Origin of the sequence: Aegicerativicinus sediminis (genome assembly GCF_015476115.1) — a bacterium.
GTDB classification, from domain to species: Bacteria; Bacteroidota; Bacteroidia; order Flavobacteriales; family Flavobacteriaceae; genus Aegicerativicinus; species Aegicerativicinus sediminis.
The window spans coordinates 1,120,106-1,142,070 of the sequence record NZ_CP064295.1; the positions used below are offsets into that span (position 1 = coordinate 1,120,106).

The 21,965-nt window shown below is 37.0% G+C and carries 11 protein-coding genes; 5 read left to right on the top strand and 6 right to left on the bottom strand.

Annotated elements, in window-relative coordinates:
* Nucleotides 1–16: 16 nt before the first annotated feature.
* From ISU00_RS04980 to ISU00_RS05000, 5 genes are all read right to left on the bottom strand, one after another.
* Nucleotides 17–2,173: a hypothetical protein gene (locus ISU00_RS04980; protein WP_228852943.1), complete on the bottom strand. Its 2,157-nt coding sequence runs from the start codon at nt 2,171–2,173 to the stop codon at nt 17–19.
* A gap of 19 nt (nt 2,174–2,192) precedes the next feature.
* Nucleotides 2,193–3,269, bottom strand: coding sequence for a glycoside hydrolase family protein (locus ISU00_RS04985; protein ID WP_228852944.1), 1,077 nt, complete (start codon nt 3,267–3,269; stop codon nt 2,193–2,195).
* Between the two features lies 1 nt (nt 3,270).
* Entirely contained in the window at nt 3,271–6,672 is a 3,402-nt protein-coding gene (locus ISU00_RS04990; RefSeq protein WP_228852945.1) for a DUF4450 domain-containing protein, read from the bottom strand.
* Nucleotides 6,673–6,743: 71 nt separating this feature from the next.
* Entirely contained in the window at nt 6,744–8,099 is a 1,356-nt protein-coding gene (locus ISU00_RS04995; RefSeq protein ID WP_228852946.1) for a glycoside hydrolase family 88/105 protein, read from the bottom strand.
* Nucleotides 8,100–8,158: 59 nt separating this feature from the next.
* Entirely contained in the window at nt 8,159–9,634 is a 1,476-nt protein-coding gene (locus ISU00_RS05000; protein WP_228852947.1) for a glycoside hydrolase family 28 protein, read from the bottom strand.
* A gap of 164 nt (nt 9,635–9,798) precedes the next feature.
* Here ISU00_RS05000 and ISU00_RS05005 point away from each other — a divergent pair, with 164 nt between their 5' ends.
* From ISU00_RS05005 to ISU00_RS05025, 5 genes are all read left to right on the top strand, one after another.
* Nucleotides 9,799–11,103, top strand: a complete 1,305-nt coding sequence (locus tag ISU00_RS05005) for a rhamnogalacturonan acetylesterase (protein ID WP_228852948.1) — start codon at nt 9,799–9,801, stop codon at nt 11,101–11,103.
* 22 nt (nt 11,104–11,125) lie between these two features.
* Nucleotides 11,126–13,966, top strand: a complete 2,841-nt coding sequence (locus ISU00_RS05010; protein WP_228852949.1) for a glycoside hydrolase family 2 TIM barrel-domain containing protein — start codon at nt 11,126–11,128, stop codon at nt 13,964–13,966.
* Nucleotides 13,967–13,971: 5 nt separating this feature from the next.
* A complete protein-coding gene (locus ISU00_RS05015; RefSeq protein WP_228852950.1) occupies nt 13,972–15,474 on the top strand; it encodes a rhamnogalacturonan acetylesterase in 1,503 nt (500 codons plus the stop codon).
* A 260-nt stretch (nt 15,475–15,734) separates the two neighbouring features.
* Nucleotides 15,735–18,800, top strand: coding sequence for a SusC/RagA family TonB-linked outer membrane protein (locus ISU00_RS05020; RefSeq protein WP_228852951.1), 3,066 nt, complete (start codon nt 15,735–15,737; stop codon nt 18,798–18,800).
* A 27-nt stretch (nt 18,801–18,827) separates the two neighbouring features.
* On the top strand, nt 18,828–20,774 hold the full coding sequence (locus tag ISU00_RS05025; protein ID WP_228852952.1) for a RagB/SusD family nutrient uptake outer membrane protein: 1,947 nt from the start codon (nt 18,828–18,830) through the stop codon (nt 20,772–20,774).
* A gap of 94 nt (nt 20,775–20,868) precedes the next feature.
* Here the strand turns inward: ISU00_RS05025 and ISU00_RS05030 are convergent, their stop codons facing one another.
* Nucleotides 20,869–21,915 carry a GntR family transcriptional regulator gene (locus tag ISU00_RS05030; RefSeq protein WP_228852953.1) on the bottom strand — a complete coding sequence of 349 codons (1,047 nt, stop codon included), beginning with the start codon at nt 21,913–21,915 and terminating at the stop codon, nt 20,869–20,871.
* Nucleotides 21,916–21,965: the final 50 nt, after the last annotated feature.

Consider the following 21,965-nt stretch of genomic DNA (forward strand, 5'->3'; position numbering starts at 1 on the left):
TTTATTCCCATGAGGATTAAGGCATTGGTTTTAATCCTTCCCATTTTACCTTCCATTTTCCGTCCTTTGGAAAACCTGGATTTTTAATTTCATTGCCATCAAACCCTGCGCACATCAATGCAATTGCAGAAAGTACACCACCATTACCAGGTAAATAAAGTGTTAATCGAGGAGTTTGATAATTATGCCCATTCGGTAGATAGGTGTTGGTAATCTCATCTCTCAATAAAGCTTTAATAGCATCTTTTGGCCTGCCAAGGCGGGTTGCAGTCATAGCTTCCAATGGAAAATCCCACCCCCAAGTATGATCCCAGTTCCAAACCTCATCAACAATATTAAAAGTTGCGTTCATAATAGATTCATCAACTAAATCAGTTTTGGGGACAAAACCTAAAGCGCCTAAGACCGCAGGATGGTCTATTGTGTGTTCGCTGGTGGGCGAATAAGAATTAGGCACACTTTCAGCGGCTAGATAAACACCATCATTCTTGGCAAGTGAGGACAATTTATCAATTACTTTTTGCCACCCTGGATTTGACTTTTCGCCTAAACGCTCACTCCATTCTTGTGCTTTTTGCAAAGCCCATTTCCAATAGGCCAATTCAAATGGAGGGTTAAATGTTTCCATTTTGTCAAAACATTCCTGAGCTGGTATGACTCCTTTTCCCAAAATATAACGGTCGGTTTCTACATCATAATTAGGGTAAGAAGCCATAAAGTCTGCTGTAGCATTGATAAGCTCTTTATATTTTTCAAGATTTTCTTCAGTTGGATTATTCCTGTAAATCAATTCAGCCAAATAAATAACGTGGGGTTGCTGCCAGATTAAAAATGAACCAACATTAGAAGGGGCTTCATCTGCGTTATGATCAGTCATTTTTTGCCATCGAACTCCTTGATAACCCTGTCTTTCAGCAATAAGTTTTGCCTTGTCGAATGCATCGAAATACCATTGCATACTATTCTCCAATAATTCTGTTCGACCCCATAGCGGGTAATGTGCTCCATGCCACCAATACATTTCCATATGGGGTTTACCAAACCAACTATTATAGGTAAGACCTGTTTCTTGTACGGGATAATTGCCTGCGCATTGAGCCCTCGTTAAGTATTGGGATAATACCACCCGCCTTTCAATTTCAGAAGCTCTTGGGTCAGTACATTCCTCAAAATCCACTGCTCCGCCTGATTCCCAAAACTGTTCCCAACCGCTTTTACTGTTTTCCTCTAATTGTGAAAACGACAAGGAATTGTTAGTCTCTATAGAAGTAAATTCTACCACTAACTCAAAGCTTTCTTCTGCCTTTGGTTGGATTATGTAATAATGATCTCCCTTTTGAATTAATTCACTTTCAACGTTAAGAGATGCTGCAACACTGTAATTATCATCATCCAATGTCCTTGAAAAAAGGAATAACTTACTCTGATTTTGTGTGACTTCAGTTTTATGCAAATCATGGTTTTGATAATTTGCTCCCCTGTCTGAAAATTCGTTTGTTGGGAAAGGGAATCTAAATTTAACCTTGATTCGCCCTTCCGAAACCAAGGGTGAAATCACCTTGGCAGCAATGGCATCTTTGTTTGAATCTCCATAAGTTATAACGGTAATGGGAGAATCCTCCACCTTAAAATTACTTTCTATTTGGCCGGTCCACAGATTTAATTCTTGATTTATATCTGTTAAGTCTTTAGGTTCTGCAAAAGTCCCGTCTGATTTAATTATTTCTAAACCAATATTCCCCAGTTGTAAGCGATGTGGGTTTGCCCGAAAATAATCTGCAGCATCATTTTTTCGTTCATCTTTCCTATTCTGTATGGCATATAAACTATTAGGATCACCATTAAAATTGTACCCTTTCAACGTTTCAGAAAAATCATATCCCTCACTATTAGGAGAGGTATGCCAGCCCCACTCGGATTGAGTCCCTATAGGCACACCGTTTTCATATAATTCCGGAAAAGACTGCAAGCCAGTCGCGTCGACCGTAAAAGCGAACTTTCCATTACCAACTGTTAAAGATCCTAATGTATCTACATCAGTAATTTTAACGTTATGCCTCGTTACTACAGCCTTTCTGTCTATTTTTTCAAGAACGGGTTTTGGTTGCTCCTTGCAAGAAAACAAACAAAGACATATGAGTATTGAATAAAATGAAAGTATTAATGGTTTCATTAGTGGATTAGATTATCTGTTAGTTAATTTTAAAAATGAATGCAGATGCAGTTTCGTATTTTCCACCCTGAGATGCTGTAAATAAATAGGTTGGTTTACCGTTTTTAAATAACAACTGAGGGCGTTCAGTCCTTCCATAACGGTTGAGATGTTTTGGTGCAGGTGGCTGTTTTACATATTTTTCTAATTCTTGATATCCTATTTCTGGATTAGACCAATGTTTACCATCATTAGAAGTCATATAAAGACCTTTATCAATACCATAAACTCCCAAATCTCGGGCAAGCATATGAAATTTCTCTCCGTCATACCAGGTAAAAGCATCTTCGCATTGTTCGTTATTACCCATATTATGAAAATCGATAACGGGATTTCCTTTATACTTTAAGTATGGCCCATCTAAAGACTTAGCAATTGCAAGCCCATATTTTCTATTGCCGCGTATTTTGAATTTTGGATTGATATAGCCTTCCGTATCAAAAGACTTATAATACAGCCAATATTCACCGTTAGGATGTTTTAAAAATGAAGGATTTGTTGTACAATGATCATCCCACTCGCCTTTAATGCCCGGTTGCAAAAGTGGTTCTTCCGGTCGTTTCCAAGGTCCGTAAAGTGAATCGGCGGTTGCTAAACCTACTCGTTGTGTATCTAATTTACCATTAGAATTTCCCATAAAAAAGAGGGCATATATTCCATCAACATAATGAATACTTGGATTGTGGCAGGTAGTGGCATCCCAATAACCCTTTCCTCTAGGGGCCAGTATCGTACTGACATATTCATATGGTCCTTGTGGTTTGTCTGCAATAGCGTGCGCGATTTCCGAGGCATGAGTCCAACCACTCATGGTTTCAGCTTTCGGCCACCTCGAAAAAAATACATGAATTTTTCCATCAGGCCCTTCAATCGGACTATTGCACCAAACGTAATAATCTTCGAACTCCAAAGCTCTGCCAATGGGAGACAAACGTTTCTCAAAATCAGATAACTTGGGGTCTCCCTTAAAATCAAAGTCTAGGGTACTTCCAAAAATTGGCAGACTACTTCCAAGTGTCCCTAATGAGCTAATTGCAATAAAATCTCTTCTTTTCATTTCATTCTCTTACTAAGGTAATTGCCATTAATCCTATAATAACCTCATTTGCAATAGATCTGAGTTCTAATTTTTTTAAGGTTTTATTACTATCTAACGGTAAATCTAAAATGGTACCTGCGCCACCATCAATGCCAAAATCGCTAAAGCCCTTAATAGATATAAAATCATTAAAGTCTCGAGTAATTTCTCCTGTCTTAAAATATACTCTAGGTGGTTTAGGGGCATCAGTGGTAAATGCCAAACCATTTGTAAAATAATCTTGTTCTATTGGCCACCAATTTTCTGGGTTCTTTAAAGCTAAAATTTCGGAAGACCCGTCTGTATACTGCACGACAATCTCTCCGTTAACAATTCGACTTTGCATCGGATTTGTAGTACCGGCTAGCATAAAATAAGCATGCGAAGCTTTCCCTAACAGGTCTATCTCAATTTGGTTTGGGAAATTATCCCATTGAGACACAAAGGCTATATTCATTGAATTTTTTGAAGATGGCGTTTTAAAAGGAATGTTTTGTGGACTAAAAATTATATTTGAATTTCCGGCCTTTTGCCTTAAACCAGAATCATCAATTTCTGGTTTTATGTAGGGGTAGCACCAATTACCAACTCCTTGGGTTGGCAATTGAAGTGATGGCGAATTAGGTCGAGGATTTGCGTATTCCTGATTAAAAATATCTGTAACCTTGCTATTGAAAATTTGTTTTAAGTCGACCGTTTCAAAAGTTACAGTTTTAGGTATCAACTCATCCCAATCTTGGAAGCGTGATTCTATTTTTTCATTAGTAACATCTAAATGAATTGGTTGCCACCACAACATTCCGTTCTGCTTTAATTGTACAAACATTGTTTTATGACCTTCCATAGATTCTATCTTGAATTTTAATCTGTTTTGAGATTTATCTATTACTGAAATAGCAGACTGGGGATTGTAAACATCTAAAATTTCAGCTGTCTCGGTCGAAAATAATTTTTCATCACCTTGTTGTCCATTAAATTCAAATCTAGGTTGTTCTATATCTCCTTCAGTCCAATTAATTTGAATGTTGTAGGTGTTTTGGTAAGGGGAACGAATGATGATTTTTGGACATCCAATGGCCGTTTCATCAAAATCCCATTCAACCTGTTTGCCATTTATGATAACAGATTCCACACCTCGCTTAAAAACATTCACCTCTAATTGAAGATCAAACTGTTTATCAAAATTCGATTCAATTTTATATTCTGAAACATCCTTTTTCTCTTGAAAAGCTATGCTGATATCGGGGATTTGCAATGAAGCTTGTCGCCAAACTTTAGGGAATCCAGGCTTGATTACAAGGATATTTTCAACTGCATTTGGTCGAATCCCAAAAAGACCTTCAACCAGTGAACGAGCCGCCATACCAATGGGGTCCGCAAAGTCTCGGTACAATTCGCCACGAATGGCATCATAATAAGATAGTTGTTGAAACCCTCCTGGAGAGGCGCCCATATACATACTTTCTATTAAGGCGCTCTCCCATAAATTATAAGCTTTTTCAATTCTTCCCCCTTGCCAATAAGACAAAGCAGTGTGCAAATTTTCAGCCAAAGCAACATTGTTAACCGACCAAGTATAGGGCTGCCAATTAGTTGTTGAAACCAATTTTAAATCTTTGGGTGGGAGTCCCTTACCTCTAACCTGTATATGTGGAATTTCGGTATCGATATAACGCAGCGATTGATATGCTTGAAAATCATCTGCAATTTCCTCATCGATACTGTGGTAGATAGTCCAAATTCCGGGTTGATCATGGACCAATTGATTACCTAATAAATCTTTATACTCGGCAAAAACACCTTTATCAGAAAGCCACAGATTTTGTTCAATAGCAGATTTTATATTATTCGACTCATCAATGTATTTTTGTGGATCCTCACCTAGAAGCTCCGCAATGCTAGCGGCCAACAAATTTGCTGAATAATTGTAGGCTGAAGCATAGGTTACGCCACCTCCTGAATATTGCAGTGCATCACTAGCCCAAATTGCAGCATAGGCATCATAAAGTCCATCATTATCCGAATCAAAGTTACGTTTTTCCCACTCCAAGTGACGTTCAACAACTGGCCACATTTGTCTCATAAATTCTAAATCTCCAGTCCATTGATAACCACGTAATAATTGATTTATAAAAACCGAATTCATGTCATAATGATGCGCAATTGTATTGTTGTTCGGTCGTCTACTTATATACCCGCGACTAAACATAGACGTGCCCAACACTTCTTGTTGTCTGGCAAAATTCCTAGAAGAATCTGGCACAACTGGCCCATTTTCGGGCTCTAAAACCTGTGAATTACCATAACTATCGAAATGCAACTTTGCCCTATCATGCCAACCTAAAGGATTCGCAACGTATGCACCTCTCCAAGCATTTAAATGCATACGCCATGCAACGGCACCATGTAAATAGGCAGGAGATTCCCAAATAGCATCTGCCGCAATAGACAGTGCGCCACCTAATGTATTAATAAACGGATCAGGGGTTTTCAAGAGCACCCGACTTCTTAAATCCTGAGCTTTTTGAAGCGCTTCCTTAAACTCAGATTTAATTTTGCCTTGATTCGATTTTGAATCATCACCATCAACTTCAAGTTTCCAAAAGAACTGATCATTTCCATCAATGGTGATTTCGCCGACAATTATCGGCGAGTTTTCAGCCTTTGCTTTTAAGAATACATTAGGATCGACATCTAATTTTGCTTCAGACAATTTTATTTTGGACTCTGGGAAATGGCCTGTTATAGACCTATTATTTCCAGTTTTTTCTTTGTTATTTTCTGAACCAAACTTCAATTTGAAAATATTCTCCAGAATTTTATATTGATTGTTTTTACAATATTCTGGTTGAAGATAAAACACAGACTCAGGGTCAGCCCCTATATCCCCATCGCGATGAAATTTTTTCCCAGAAGCTCCTCCATAAACCCAAATTAGCTCTACATTGTTAGGAAGATCTTTAGTTTCCACTTGCAGAAGCATTCCTTCTGTTGAAGCATGGGCTGCAACAGTAACTTTAATAACTCCGTCGTTGATTAATGAGTCTCTAACTTCATAATCCATAATGCCGGGAATGTATCTGGTTGAAATAGAATCACAACTGCTTAACCATTTGCTTAGCCCAGAATAAGAAATTCCCAATCGAAAATTACCACCCATGCCCGGTAAATAAAGGGCAAATTCTGGTAAATCTCCAGCCTCTACTCTGAAGCCTGTGTTGGTACCATAGAGTGCACGATTAAACTTTCGGTTGCCATTTTTTAAAACAAAACTTTCACCCTCGGGAACATAATGTATTTTCCTCTCTTCTTTATTCTGCGCCCCCAAATTTGGAATAGATAGAAAGAAAATCAATAAAACAATAAGTTTACGTCCTTTCAAAATGCTGTGTTTTTAATCCTATGAGATTCTAACAACTACTTCAGATTAAATATGCTAGTTGATTTTATAGATTACCCTTTGGTTTTTAGCTGAAGTGCGCTGTCATTAATTTCAAATGTGTTGTTTTTTAGAAGCAATATAACTTCAGAACCTGCCAGCAATACTGGTCCATACCCATGGGCAGCGAACACATTTATGGGTCGATAATAATAAAAGGCTGGATCAAAGCCCATTCCGGTTCCTACACAGGTTCCTTCAACCTGACCTTTTTCATTTACTTTAGTAGAGACCGCATTCCAAGCCAATAAAACGGTTGGAGAAAATGCTTGTTTATCAATATAGCCTCTATTGATGGCCCTAGCCATTGCATAAGTGTAAATAGCCGTAGCGGAGGTTTCTAAGTATGTGTCGTTTCGGTCTATTAATTGATGCCAAAATCCAGTGCCGTCTTGATAATGTACCAATCCATTAATATGTGCTCGTAATTGTTTTAAAACATCACTATATCCTTCATGCTCTTTGGGCATCACTTCCAATAGTTCAACTAATGTCATAACAGCCCAACCATTGGCGCGAGCCCAATGAAATTGTGGATGCACCTCCATAGATTGAACCCAACCATGCATATAAAGGTTATTCTGATGATTGAACATTCTTTCTGAAAACTGACGGACCTGCTTTACGGCATCGTCAAAGTATGTATTATCTCCAGTATATTTCCCCATTTGTGCCAAAGCAGGCACACTCATGAATAAATCATCTAACCACAATGTATTAGGTTGCGGCCTATTTCTGGCCAAGGTTCCGTCTGTTAACCGAAATTGTTTATTGCTTATATAATCAATAAAATTGTCAATTAGGGGATTCAAATCCGCTTTTAGGCCAGCTCGCTTTGCTTTAATCATTGCTGCGCAAATTGCGCCAGCATCATCCAAAGCATGTGGACTAAGTGATTGTTTAATAGGTGAAGGATATTGGTTGTCCTCCTTTAATTTTTTTGAATAATATGGTGTGATGTCAGCAAAAAGTTTCAGGCGTTTATTAGTATAATCAGCATACATAGGATTAGCTGTCGCTTCAGTTGCCAATAACATACCTGCATAAGTAACGCCCCATTCATAACTTGTAAGCCTAAAAGATCCTGGTTCAAAAACAGTATTCTCGTTTAGATTATTTAAGCTGGTAATTTCCTTTCCCGAATTCTTATCAATTAATTTATCAGCCGATTCGGCCTCTAGATAGGTATAAACTTTATCAAGGACTTTGGTAACTTCACTGATAGATGGTGGATTATAAGGGGTTGGATATTCGGGTTGTAAGGCATGCAATGGAGATGTAACATCATTTACGGGCTTTTGCCCTGACATATTTAAAGTTTGTGCTGCTGCAAAAAGAAAAAATGCTAGTGCCTTATTAGTAATTTTCATGGTGCCTGCTTTAATTATAAAATTTGTTAGAGATGGATTAACCTCAGAAAACCAATGGTTTAATTAATATAAATGGATTCGTCTAAAGGAATATTATTTGTGTTTTCTTGGACAACCTTTGTACTGTCGTCTATTTTCAATTTTACATTATTAAGTACCCAGTTGGAACTGTAATTTATTTTCCCTGCTGTTTTGGCGTGAATGGACACATTATTTAGCGTAACACTATCAATAATGGATTCCTTCATTCCATTAACATTAATAGCCCTTTGGGCCCCATTAACTTCAATATTATTCAAAACTATATTTCTGAAAGTGGGTATTCCTTTGGAAGGTGGCTCGATTTTTTGTAGCATTTTCTTCCAGTGAATTGGAATTGAATCTTCATTAAAACCCTCTGGAAGTTCAGAATAACTATAACTTGGATTCCAATTCATAGACACTTCCATAAAAGTTCTTACACTATCCATTTTAATATTTTCCATATACACATCTTCAACGGTTCCTCCTCTAGTAGTTGCAGATTTAATATTTAAACCATTTTTTGTCCCCAGGCCTTTAATATTTGAGGCATAAACATGCCGAATGCTCCCAGCTGTTTCACTCCCTAAAGTGAATAAACCAGAACCTTGCCTAGCAATGCAATCTTTTATAACTACATATTCTGTAGGTTGGTTTACTCGTTGTCCATCCCAATCTCGTCCAGCCTTCAAGCAAAAGTTATCATCATTGCAATCTATATCACAATTTTGAACCAATATCCATTTTGATGAATCGATATCAATACCATCTGTACTAGGCCCATGACCTCCAATATTGTTCCGTATGGTTAATCCGTCAACAGTTATATAGCTTGAATAGAGTACTTGAACTGTCCAAAAACCAGCTCGTTGAATATTGAGTTCCTTTAACTGTACATTTTCACTATTTGAAATTAAAAAGGTTCTAGGTCGTTTGGCATCGTAATCTACGATCCAACGCAGCCCACGAGGTTCATAGTCGTTTTTTCGCAAATCCCAATAATAATCCCAAAACACTTTTCCTTGTCCATCAACCAAACCACTACCTTCAATAATGACATTATTTTGATTTCGAACATTTATTAATGCAGCTGGCCAAACCATTTCTACTCCCGCTACCCGAGTATCTATTTCCTTATAGTCCTTAATATCTTCACTGCCCAATAGAACTACTCCAGATGGAATTTCAAATCTTATATTCTCTTTAATAAAAATAGATCCAGATAGGTAATTCCCTTCATTAAAGGTTACCGTTCCTCCTCCATTTTTAGCACATTCGTCAATCGCCCTTTGTATAGCATCCGTGCTTAAAGTCTTACCATCGCCAGTCGCACCAAAGTCGTTTACATAATAAATCGCTTCTGGTATACTAACCTCTTTTGATCCAACTTCATCTATCCATTCAGGTACAGATAAATGTGTTTTTCCTGCCCTTTCCTCAGTCTCGTTTTTTCCATTTTTACAACACCATACTAATGGAATTAGGACGATAAAGGCATATGTTTTAAATTTCATATAATCATTGATTCTTGAGTTGGTTAAGATAGGTCGACCATTAAAAAAATGTGTCCTGTACTATTATGTAGTTAGTTTAAGAAGGGTTTTTCAATAACCTATAACCTAATGGTACAGGATAGTTGAATAACCTGAATAGGATATTTTTAAATCAAAATCCGAGCATGTTGAAATGTAAATTTCTTTTATTCCTTACCCTCTTTCAAATAGCATTTAATGGATATTCTCAACAAGACCAGAATTTTACCAAATCTTTTATATTCAGTAAATACACCAATTCTATTGACACGGCTGTTAAGCAACCTCTGACATACAATGAAGATTTGGGTTATGGCTTCGATTTCGATACTGCTGAAAATGTAAATTTTGAAGCTGATTTTGTAACCACAAAAAGTTCATTTTACTTTTCGGTAAAAGTTCCTGAAGGCAATTACAAAATAGAGGTTGATTTAATAGGAAGCCCAGAAACAACTACCACTATAAAAGCCGAATCTAGACGATTAATGCTAAAGGAGTGGACACCTGCCAAAAAGGAGAATTTGCAATTTTCATTTTCAGTAAATGTAAGAATCCCTAAAATATCCGATGAAAAAAGTATTGCCATTAAGGCGAGAGATAGCAATCAATTAAACTGGGACAATAAACTAACATTGGAATTTTTGGGCCAACCAAAAGTGAAAAAAATTAAAATTGTTTCAGACCCTAGCGCTAAAACAATCTTTTTGGCAGGCGACTCAACTGTAACTGATCAAGATTTAGAGCCATGGGCATCATGGGGTCAATTTATTACCAATTATTTTACTGAAGAAGTGGTGATAGCAAACTATGCAGAATCTGGTGCTTCATTAAGATCTTTTAAGGCAACAAATAGGTTTTCAAAAATTTTAGAAACTATGAGGCCAGGTGACTATCTCTTTATTGAATTTGGCCATAACGATGAAAAAATTAAAGGAGAAGGTAATGGAGCTTGGGGTCTATATAGCAATTTATTGAGAGAATTTACAAAAGAGTTTCAAGAGAGAAATGGAAAAGTAATCTTACTCACTCCAACTCAACGACGGGCCTTTAACGCGAATGGATCATTAATGGATACCCATGGAGATTTCCCAAAAGCTGTGCGACTAGCTGCAAAGGATATGGAAATTCCTCTTATAGATTTAACACATTTTACAACTCAAATGTATAATGCGTGGGGAGATGAGGGCTCCCGCAAAGCCTTTGTTCAATATGCTGCCAATACCTTCCCCGGACAAACTGAGACCCTAGAAGATAATACTCATTTTAATAGTTTCGGAGCTAATGAAATTGCGAGGGTGGTGGTTCAGGAAATTAAGAACCAGCATCTAGAGATCGAAGGTTATTTAAGAGATGCCATTCCAGCATACGATTCGAAAAAACCCAATAGTTTTAATAAATGGACGCTACCAATGAGTCCAAGATTTGAAAGTAAAAAACCAGATGGAAATTAACTCCCAACAAAAATATCACTTAGTGAAACTGCTTGTAATTGCAATAAGTTCCCTCACTTATTTACAAGGATTCTCCCAAGAAACTGAAATAAAATACCTCTCTGGCACAGATTTCAAAAACCCTGTTAGTTGGGAATTCATGTGTTCCGATGGACGAAATAGTAATGTTTGGACCTCAATTAATGTGCCTTCGAATTGGGAATTGGAAGGGTTCGGAGAATATACATATGGTAGATGGTATAAAGAATTGAATGAAAAAGAGCCAAGTAAAGAAGAGGGATTTTATAGGTATGAATTCGATATACCCTCAGAATATAAAGGAAAAAATATAACAATTGTTTTTGGTGGTGCAATGACTGATACGGAAGTTAAGATCAATGGAAAGCTTGCTGGGCCAATTCACCAAGGCGGATTCTATGAATTTAAATACGACATCACCAAACTTTTAAACTACGGCAAGCAAAACATTTTGGAAGTTAAGGTTTCAAAACATAGCAACAATGAAACTGTAAATAACGCCGAAAGAAAAACTGATTGGTGGTTGTTTGGAGGGATTTATAGACCTGTGTGGTTAGAAATAAATCCTTTTTCCTACATAAAACATGTGGCCGTTGATGCGAAAATGGATGGTTCCCTTACGGCAGATTTAGAATTAGTAAATATTCCAAACAATACAGAGATTCAAGCTGTTATTATCCCATTGGAAGGATCTGCGGAATTTCAATCATTTCAATTCCCAATAAACAGTAAAGCCAACTCAACTTCAATAAAGGCAAAATGGGAAGGAATAAAATCTTGGAATCCAGAATCACCTGATTTATACACCTTGGAATTACAACTTAAACAAGGAAGCAAAATCCTTCATAAATATTCTACTCGAATTGGTTTTAGAACATTAGAGTTCTTGAAAAAAGATGGAATATATGTTAATGGAAAAAAGATTTTAATGAAGGGTATAAATAGGCATTCCATTTGGCCTGAATCTGGCAGAAGCACCGATAAGGAAATCAGCATAATGGATGTTAACCTACTTAAGGATATGAATATGAATGCCGTGCGTTTTCATTATCCTCCCGATGACCATTTTCTGGAAGTCTGCGATTCTTTAGGCCTCTTTGTTCTAGATGAGTTGGCTGGTTGGCAGAATGGCTATGATACTGAAACAGGCACGAAACTAATTAAAGAAATGGTGCAAAGGGATGTTAACCATCCCTCAGTTATAATTTGGGACCATGGCAATGAAGGCGGGTGGAATTATGAAATTGACGATGTTTTTCACCAATTTGATCCACAAAAGCGAATAGTGATTCATCCTTGGGCAGATTTTAATGGTTGGGATACTCATCATTATCCCACCTATTTAACAGGAATGCATCGTTTTAACAATGGAGAAAATGTCTTTTTCCCGACAGAGTTTATGCATGGAACTTATGATAATGGTATAGGTGCCGGATTAAAAGATTTTTGGGAACGTTATAGTAAAAGTCCGCTATTTGCAGGTGGTTTTATATGGGCAATGCTAGACGAAGCCGTTTTACGTTCAGATTGGTCTGGCGATGAAAAATATGACTCCAAGGGAAATTTGGCAGCAGATGGTGTGTTAGGACCACATAGAGAAAAGGAAGGGAGTTTTTTTGCGGTCAAGGAAATTTGGGCGCCCATTCAATTTCAACCAAAATCAATTACATCAACTTTTGATGGTTCATTTTTCATTAAAAACGACTACATCTATACCAACCTTAAAGATTGCAGCATGAGTTATAGGGTTTTTAAAATTGAAGAAAACGCACTCTATTCTGATAAGACTTCTAAAGTAATTGCCTCCAATTTTATCAAACTTGAAAATATAATTCCAGGTGAAACACGACGAATTCATTTTGATTTGCCTCAAAATTTTTTTGAGGGAGATTGGTTAGAAATTAATGCGAAAGACAAATTTGGTAGAGAAATATACACTTGGACTTGGCCAATTCACCGAGCACCAGATTTAACACAGAAATTATTGCTAAAGGATGGTCCAAACAAAAAAGTATCAGTAACAAAAAATGCAACCAATGTTACCTTAACCAATGGCGATATTAAGATTGTTCTAAATTCCATATCTGGGGAATTAGGAGAAGTAACAAACCGCAATGGAAAGATCCCTTTTGCAAATGGTCCAAAACCTGTGGGAATGAAAGCAAAAGTAAAAGGTGTAACCATTGAAGAGACCAATCAAGGAGCTATTTGTTCATTCAACTATGCTGGAGGGATAACCACTGCTAATTGGACACTATTTAATGATGGAAGATTAAAATTAGAACTTGTTTTTTTGAAGGACGCAGGAAGGAACAACGGATTTGACGGCGCCTTTTTTGAAGGTTCAATAAGTGCTTTTGGTGTTAGTTTTGATTTTCCGGAAGAAGGTGTCAAAAATTTTAAATGGCTTGGCAATGGTCCATACCATGTCTGGAAAAATCGTATAAGTGGAACCGAATTTGGACTTTGGGAAAAGGATTATAACAACACCATTACCGGCGAAAGTTTTGAAAACTTAATTTATCCAGAATTTAAAGGGTACCATACAAATTTCATCGGTGGAAGCTTAAATACTGAAAGGGGGAGCATTCGGTTCTTTAGTGAACAAGACAATTTATTTTTGAGATTATTTACACCCGATTTTCCAAAAAAAGACGTCTCCCAAGTTTTTCCACAACCTGAATTTCCAATAGGAGACATTTCATTTTTATATGAAATTCCTGCAATGCGAGCCTTTAAACCTTTGGAACATCAAGGACCAGAAAGTCAGCCTACAAATATTCGTATTAAAAATGGTGACGATGGTATTCCCATGGTGATATGGTTCGATTTTAGAGATAATTGATTTATATGAAACCAATACAATTAATTATAGTCCTCCTTTTAATGGTTCTTACAACAAATTGTCAAAAAGAACCGTACGTTAAACCAACAGTATTCTTGGTTGGTGATTCAACAGTTAAAAATGGAAAAGGTGATGGTGCAGGTGGCCTCTGGGGGTGGGGAGATTTTATTGGCCAGTATTTAGACACTACTAAAGTATCGGTGGAAAATCATGCCCTTGGGGGTACAAGTAGTAGAACTTACCAAAATTTAGGTTTGTGGGATTCCGTTTATCACAGATTAAAGAAAGGCGATTACGTCTTAATTCAGTTTGGACATAATGACAATGGTCCGGTAAATGATACTTTTCGCGCAAGGGGAACTATTAAAGGAATTGGTGATGAAACCGAAGAAATCGACAATTTGATTACTAAAAAACATGAAATTGTCCACAGCTATGGATGGTATATTAAGAAAATAGCTGAACAAACTAAAGAAAAGGGAGCCATTCCTATAATCATGTCTCCAATTCCAAGGAATATTTGGACGGACGGTAAAGTGCCGCGAAATAATCAAACCTATGGTTTATGGTCAAAGCAAATTGCTAAAATCACTGATGCAACGATTATTGACTTAAACTCAAAAATGGCTGACACACTCGAACAATTTGGGGAAGAAAAAGTTACCGATAACTACTTTTACAGCAAAGATCATACGCATACCTCGGCAGCGGGTGCTGTCTTGGCTGCTTCTATTATTATTAATGGAATTTCAAAAACCTCGAATTCCTTAAAGAAATATGTGATTGAAAAGCCACAAATACATTTTCCTAAAAGAAAGAATCTCTTTCTTATTGGCGACTCAACAATGGCTGAAAACGGAAATGAAAATGCTGTAGGTTGGGGAGTGCCGTTTCCCAAATATATTGACACTTTTAGGGTTAAAGTAATTAATAAAGCGAGAGGAGGAAGAAGCAGCCGTACTTTTATTGATGAAGGTCTTTGGGATGATGCCTTATCAGAATTTCAAAAAGGAGATTTCGTGTTGATTCAATTTGGGCACAACGATGCGGGCAATATTGACAAAGAAAAATACCGAGGATCTTTGAATGGAATTGGCGAGGAGATTCAAAACGTTAAACGAGACAGCTTAATTGAAACAGTCCACACCTACGGATGGTATTTATCTAAAATGATTGACGATACTAGATCGGAAGGTGCAACACCTATCATACTAAGTTTTACACCGAGAAATGAATGGCCGGGAGGAAAGGTTGAAAGAAGAAACGATACCTATGTTAAATGGGCTGAAGAAGTGGCAAGTAACAAGCAAGTATCTTTTTTGGATGTTCACAACTTGGTAGCTGAAAAATATGAAGAACTTGGAATAGAGAAGGTGAAGCCATTCTTTCCCAAGGACCATACACATACAAATTTAAATGGAGCTGAATTTACTGCCTTTGTTATTGCAAATGCAATAAAAACTTCCAGAGAAATAGGATTAGGCCAATATATTCAGATAAAAAAATAGATTTCACTAACTTAATATTTTACATTTTTATTGGCATTTAAAGCAAACAGGTAAGTGCAGGATGCTAATTATAAGCCACCCGTCTAATTTTGAGATAGATAGAATTTTAACAAAATTTTATCATTTATAACTAACAATTGGCTAGGTGATTTTGAGAGAATTTGAATTGCGCAGAATTGATTTCGCAACTCACCATATTTTCTTTCTGTTTATTCCTTTCCATTACTTTTAATCAATTCACTAACAAAAAACAATTTTTTATGAAACAATCTTTATGCAGTAAACTGTTTTGTGTCCTATTCTTGTTTATAGGCGCATTGGCATTTGGCCAAAGTAAAACAGTGACTGGAAATGTAAAAGATCAAAACGGAATGCCGTTAGGAGGGGTGAACATACTTATCCAAAACACCACTAATGGTACACTAACGGATTTTGACGGAAATTTTAGCATTGAAGCTTCGCCTGGTGATATTTTGATTTTCTCTTATGTAGGCATGCAATCGATTACGTTAACCATAGATTCCAGATCGACTTACGATGTGGTGATGCAGGAAGATGCCTCACAGCTAGATGAAGTTGTTGTTGTGGGATACGGTACACAAAAGAAATCAGATGTAACAGGTGCACTCGTTAGTGTAAGTGCCGAAGATATTACTGCTCGACCAGTTACCAATGCTATAGATGCCATCCAAGGTCAGGCTGCTGGTGTAGATATCACTTCAAATGAGAGACCAGGAGAAATTGGAAGTATAACTGTACGTGGCGTACGTTCCTTAACAGCATCGAATACTCCTTTATATGTTTTGGATGGTATTCCGTTAATAACTGGTGGAATTCAAAACATCAACCCTCAGGATATCGAATCCATAGATATTCTTAAAGATGCCTCTGCTACTGCCATTTATGGATCTAGAGGAGCCAATGGGGTTGTTATTGTAACAACAAAAAGAGGTAAAAGTGGTAGATTCACCTTAAATTACGATTCTGCCTTAACGATTGATGAAATTCGAGAATTTGCCCCTCTTTTAAACGCTGGGGAGTTTGTTGAATATCGTCGTTGGGCAAAACACTACGAAAATCCAAACACCTATCCTAGAGGTGATCAACCCACACAAGCTAATGATGCCCTAATTTTTACTGGTGATGACACCGCTTTTAATAACATTCTTAGAGGCTGGGAAGGCGGAACTTGGGATGGATCAAAATTAATTTCAACTGATTGGACTGATTTTGTAACTAGAACTGGTGTAACAACTCAGAACACCTTGAGTGTAAGTGGAGGCTCAGAAAAAATGACTGCTTATGGTTCCTTTGGTTACACAGATAACAAGGGTGTTGTAAAAGGACAAGGATTTAAACGATATAACGCTATAGCAAGTGTCGATTTAAAACCAACAGATTGGTTTTCTTTTGGAGCTAATTTGAATTCGTCATACGCCATACAAGAATATGGACAATCTACTGCTGGGAACGTCGGTGTATCCGTAAGGGATGGCCTATATGAAAGTGCTCGAACCATTTTTCAATATACGCTACCTTATGATGATGAAGGTAACCGAATTGAATTCCCAGGTGGAGATATTGCTGTAAAAACAATTATCGATGAAGATAAATATTCACAAAACCAGAGAACAACCTTACGTGCATTTGGAAGTTTTTATGGCCAAATAGATTTTGGAGCATTCGCTCCAATGCTTGAAGGTTTAAGTTATAGAGTTAATTTTGGACCAGATATCGAAACATACAGAGACGGTTTATTTCTTGATGCCAATTCCGTTATTCGAAATGGGTCTGCATATGCTTCCTTGAATAAGAGACAACGATTATCATATACCCTTGATAACCTTATCTTTTATAATAGAACTTTTGGTAAACACGATTTTGGTTTAACACTGTTACAGAGTCAAACTCAATTTGAAGAAGAATCAAGTTCTATGGCGGCGGACAATATCCCGTTTGCTGATCAAAAATGGAATTCATTGGGTTCTGTTAGTAACCTTAGGAGCTGGAATTCAGGTATCATAAAAAGATCTCTTCTTTCTTATATGGCTCGTCTAAATTATAGTTATGCCGATAAATATTTATTAACGGTTTCCGGAAGATATGACGGCGCATCTCAATTGGCAGATGGAAACAAGTGGGCTTTCTTCCCGAGTGCTGCTTTAGGCTGGAGAATAGACAGAGAAAGTTTCATGGAAAATGCTGATTGGGTAAATCAGCTAAAATTAAGGCTTGGCGTTGGAGTAGTTGGTAACTCTGCGATTGATCCATATGAAACTAAAGGTCGACTTGATGCGCTATTTTATCCTATAGGTAGCACAGCTACGGCCGGACAACAAAATGTCTCTACTCTTGCAAACCAAGATTTAGGCTGGGAAGAAACTACGCAATATAACTTAGGTATCGATTTTTCCTTATTTAGCTCCAGAATAAGTGGACAATTAGATTTTTATAAGTCAAATACTACGGATCTGTTGATGCAAAAAAATATCCCAAGTGTTACAGGATTCCTAAATACTTTCGCAAATATCGGTGAAACAAAATCCCAAGGGATCGACCTCACTTTAAATACTGTTAATATTAGAACTGATGATTTTGAATGGTCATCCGCGTTTAATGCAACATATCAAGACAATGAAATTGTATCCTTGGCAAATGGCAAGGAAGATGATTTGGTAAACCAATGGTTTATAGGGGAATCTCAAGATGTAATTTACGGCTTCGAGTCAGCAGGAATTTGGCAAGAATCAGATGCTGCTGAAATGGCGTTATTTAACGCCAATGGACATACATTTACCGCCGGTAATGCGCGACCTGTTGATCAAAACGGTGATTATATAATAGACGCAAATAACGACCGTGTTATTATCGGAAGTGAGATCCCAAAATACATTCTTGGTCTTACAAATAATTTTAGTTATAAGAACATTGAGTTGTCCATTTTTGTTTATGGCCGCATGGGTTATAAATATAATGCCGGAGGTGAAGGCTTAGTTGGTCGATATAATCAAAGAAGAGTGGATTATTACACTGCAGCTGATACCAATTCGGATTATCAAAAACCAATTTATTCTGCAGGTTTTGGCGACCAATATTTCGCAACACTTGGTTATGAAAATGGTTCATTTTTAAAGATACGTAACATAACATTGGCCTACAATTTCTCGGAAAAATTGACTAATAGTTTGGGTATGTCAAGATTTCGTGTTTATGTTCAAGCGCTTAATCCAGGGTTTGTATTTAACAAGGTGCCATGGATTGATTTAGATGTTAGATACCATGCTTCTAACAGAGGATTTGTAACTGGTCTAAATGTTCAATTTTAAACTATGAAATTTAAAAATATGTATTCTATGAAAAACTATATAAAATTATCCACGAAACTATTGATGACTATGTTATTGATAATGTTTGTGGGTTCATGTGACGAAGAGAGCTTCTTGGAAGAGACTTTGGAAACAGAAAGAAGCTCGGATTTTTTCAATACCGAGCAGGGTATCCAGGAGTTAGCAATTGGGGCATACTACCGTGTTTTTGCCAATTCCTTTAGAACGGAATATCAATTTGGAACCACTCAATATGGAACAGATGAGTTCCACGTTGGAGGTGATGATACTAATAGTCCTTGGAATAATTATGACAGCAGGTTTGGATCCATTATTGTTTCTCCAAGAACCAATGCTCAAGAAATGTGGGATGATAAATATGTTGGAATTGGATTGGCAAATCAATTAATCGAATCTGCTACAAATATTAATTCTGATAATCCCGAAATTAAAAACATTGCTTTAGGTGAAGGTTATTTTTTAAGGGCTTATAACTATTTGTTTTTAGTAAGTCAATATGGTGGAGTTCCTTTAAAGCTTGAACCTAGCACCACGGTGGAGTTAGAGTTTACAAGAGCAACAGCCGAGGAAGTTTTAGCGCAGGTAATTGATGATTTCACGCAGGCCTATAACTTATTAGATAACTCAGTACAACATCCACATAGAATCAGTAAAGATGCTGCTGCCCATTATTTAGCTAAAGCATATTTAACAAGAGCAAGTGAAATTAATGATGATTGGAATTCAGCCACAAAAGATACTGACTTGAGTAGAGTGGTTTCTTTGGCTGATGAAGTAATTGCAAATCACCCCCTTGCTGCAAATTTTCAGGATTTATGGGCATATACCCAACCTGATGGTGCCAATGAGTACCTTCCAGAATTAATTCTTTCTGCTTCTTTTGGAAGAGATGCTGCCCTAGAGACGTTTAATATGAGTCACGTATTTTTCACTGCACGATACGACGATCTACCAATGATGAAACGTGATCTTACAGGTATGCGCCCATATAGCCGTATGGCTGCTACTTATTTTACTTACGGTGTTTATGACCTTGTCGATGATTCCCGTTTTTGGAAATCATTCAGAACGAAGCACCGTGTTAATAGAGGTGGCGAATATGGTGGTGTAACTTATGTTCCAGGAGTTGACTTAGGTATCATGTATATCATTAACTCCCCAGATGATAATCGTTTTTCCAATACCATAAACAACAATAATCCAAGTATTTTATATAATGGAAAAACGATACCTCATGTTTTTGTAGCACATGCATCTGACGATATAACTTTACTTAATAACCCTAGGTTTCCATCCCTTTCAAAACATTTTGAATCTGATAGAACCGCCATTAATGATAACCGTGGTATGAGAGATGAGTTCTTGGCCAGATCAGCTGAGACTTATTTATTGGCAGCTGAGGCTAAGGTCCGTCAAGGTTTATATTCTGAGGCATTAACTTATATTAATGCCGTGCGTAATAGGGCTACTTGGAAAGGTGGTGAGGATCGCGCCTATTATATAGATGGGGCTGAGTCCTACCCAACTTCCGATTTTTCGCAGCCATTTTCAGACAATTCTTATATGAACGAAAATTCATATTACGAATCTAACAACATTGCTGTTACAACTGCCTCCACAGATTTAACCATAACAGGAACGTCACCACTTCCGGCGGAGGATGAGGCTATTATAGCAGAACTAGGTTACGCAAGCGAATATGAAAGAATGCTTTGTTTAGTTCTTAACGAAAGAACTAGAGAATTGGTTGGTGAATGGCACAGATGGGCAGATTTAAGTAGGACCAAAACCTTAATAGAAAGAGTAAGGGCTTATAATCCTGAAGCTGCACCTAATATCCAAGAGCACCATTTGCTAAGACCAATCCCACAGTCTTTCCTAGATGCTATTTACAAAGATGGAAAACCTTTGACAGCACAAGAAAAACAGGCCATGCAAAATCCTGGATATTAATAATTTTATTAGCTAGCCAGTTAATAGAAGTGAGGAAAACCGTCTAATTATATTAGGCGGTTTTCAATTTTTGATAATAAAAAGAAATTTTATTTTAGACCGAATTTCGCTCTATATATCGAAATACATTGCGGACTTTTTCCTTCTTGTTTTTCAACACCATATAAGCAGCTGTAGCCCCCATCGTTCTGAAGTCTGTAGAAATTACCGTTATTCCTAACAATTCTTTTAGTGGCGTATCATTATATGAGATGATTCCAATATCGTCGCCAAGGATCTTTTTCTTGTCATTAACCTGTTTAACAAGGTTAACCAGGTCCATTTCTTCAATAATAATATAGGCATCACGACTCTGAAGCTCCATGTCATCATAAACTTGGTCCAAGATTTCGTAATCGAAGTTAAACTCTCCGCAAAAACTTACAAATCCATGTAAGATTCTTCTAGGATATGGAAAAACCGATTTGGTTGGATATACCAGTATTAGTTTATCATACTTCCTAAGCTTATCCATGGCTTCTATAAGAGAATCGTAAATATCCTTTTTGAAGTTTTGATAAATGGCTCCGTAATTGCCCCCTATTTCCGGCTTATCATTGTCTAGAATGATGAGTTTATCCCTGGGGATTTTATTTATTTCACCCAAAACACTATCGGGACAACTTACATGCGTTAAATTCTCATCTTTGAAATGTAACATAATTACATAATAATCATATGCACCCATGCTTTTCTGAAGCTCCTTCCTAAACAGACCTTCATCACAATGGTAAATTGATAAGGTTACATGGCCATTCGCTCCAATTTCATTAACGAATGAATTGTAAATACGCATCTTATAAGAGCTGGGCTTATTAATAAGAAAAAAGATGTTAAGCTTAGAAATTAAATCTGTTTTCGCAATATAAAAACCTTTCCCTTTAACGGATACAATTACCTTCCTACACTTAAGTTCCCTATATGCCTTTTCAACAGTATCCCGAGACAAGTTGCATGTTTCGCTCACTTCGTTAATCGACGGAATTTTCTTGCCAATTTCCAATTTACCTTTTGCAATGTCATTGATTATAGATTCAACTATTTGCTTGTACTTTGGTATCCTAGAAGATTCGTTTATCTTAATTAACTCAGCAGTGAACATTTTGAAAGACCAATTTTTTGGGAAATTTAAAATATTTCATTTAAAGTAAC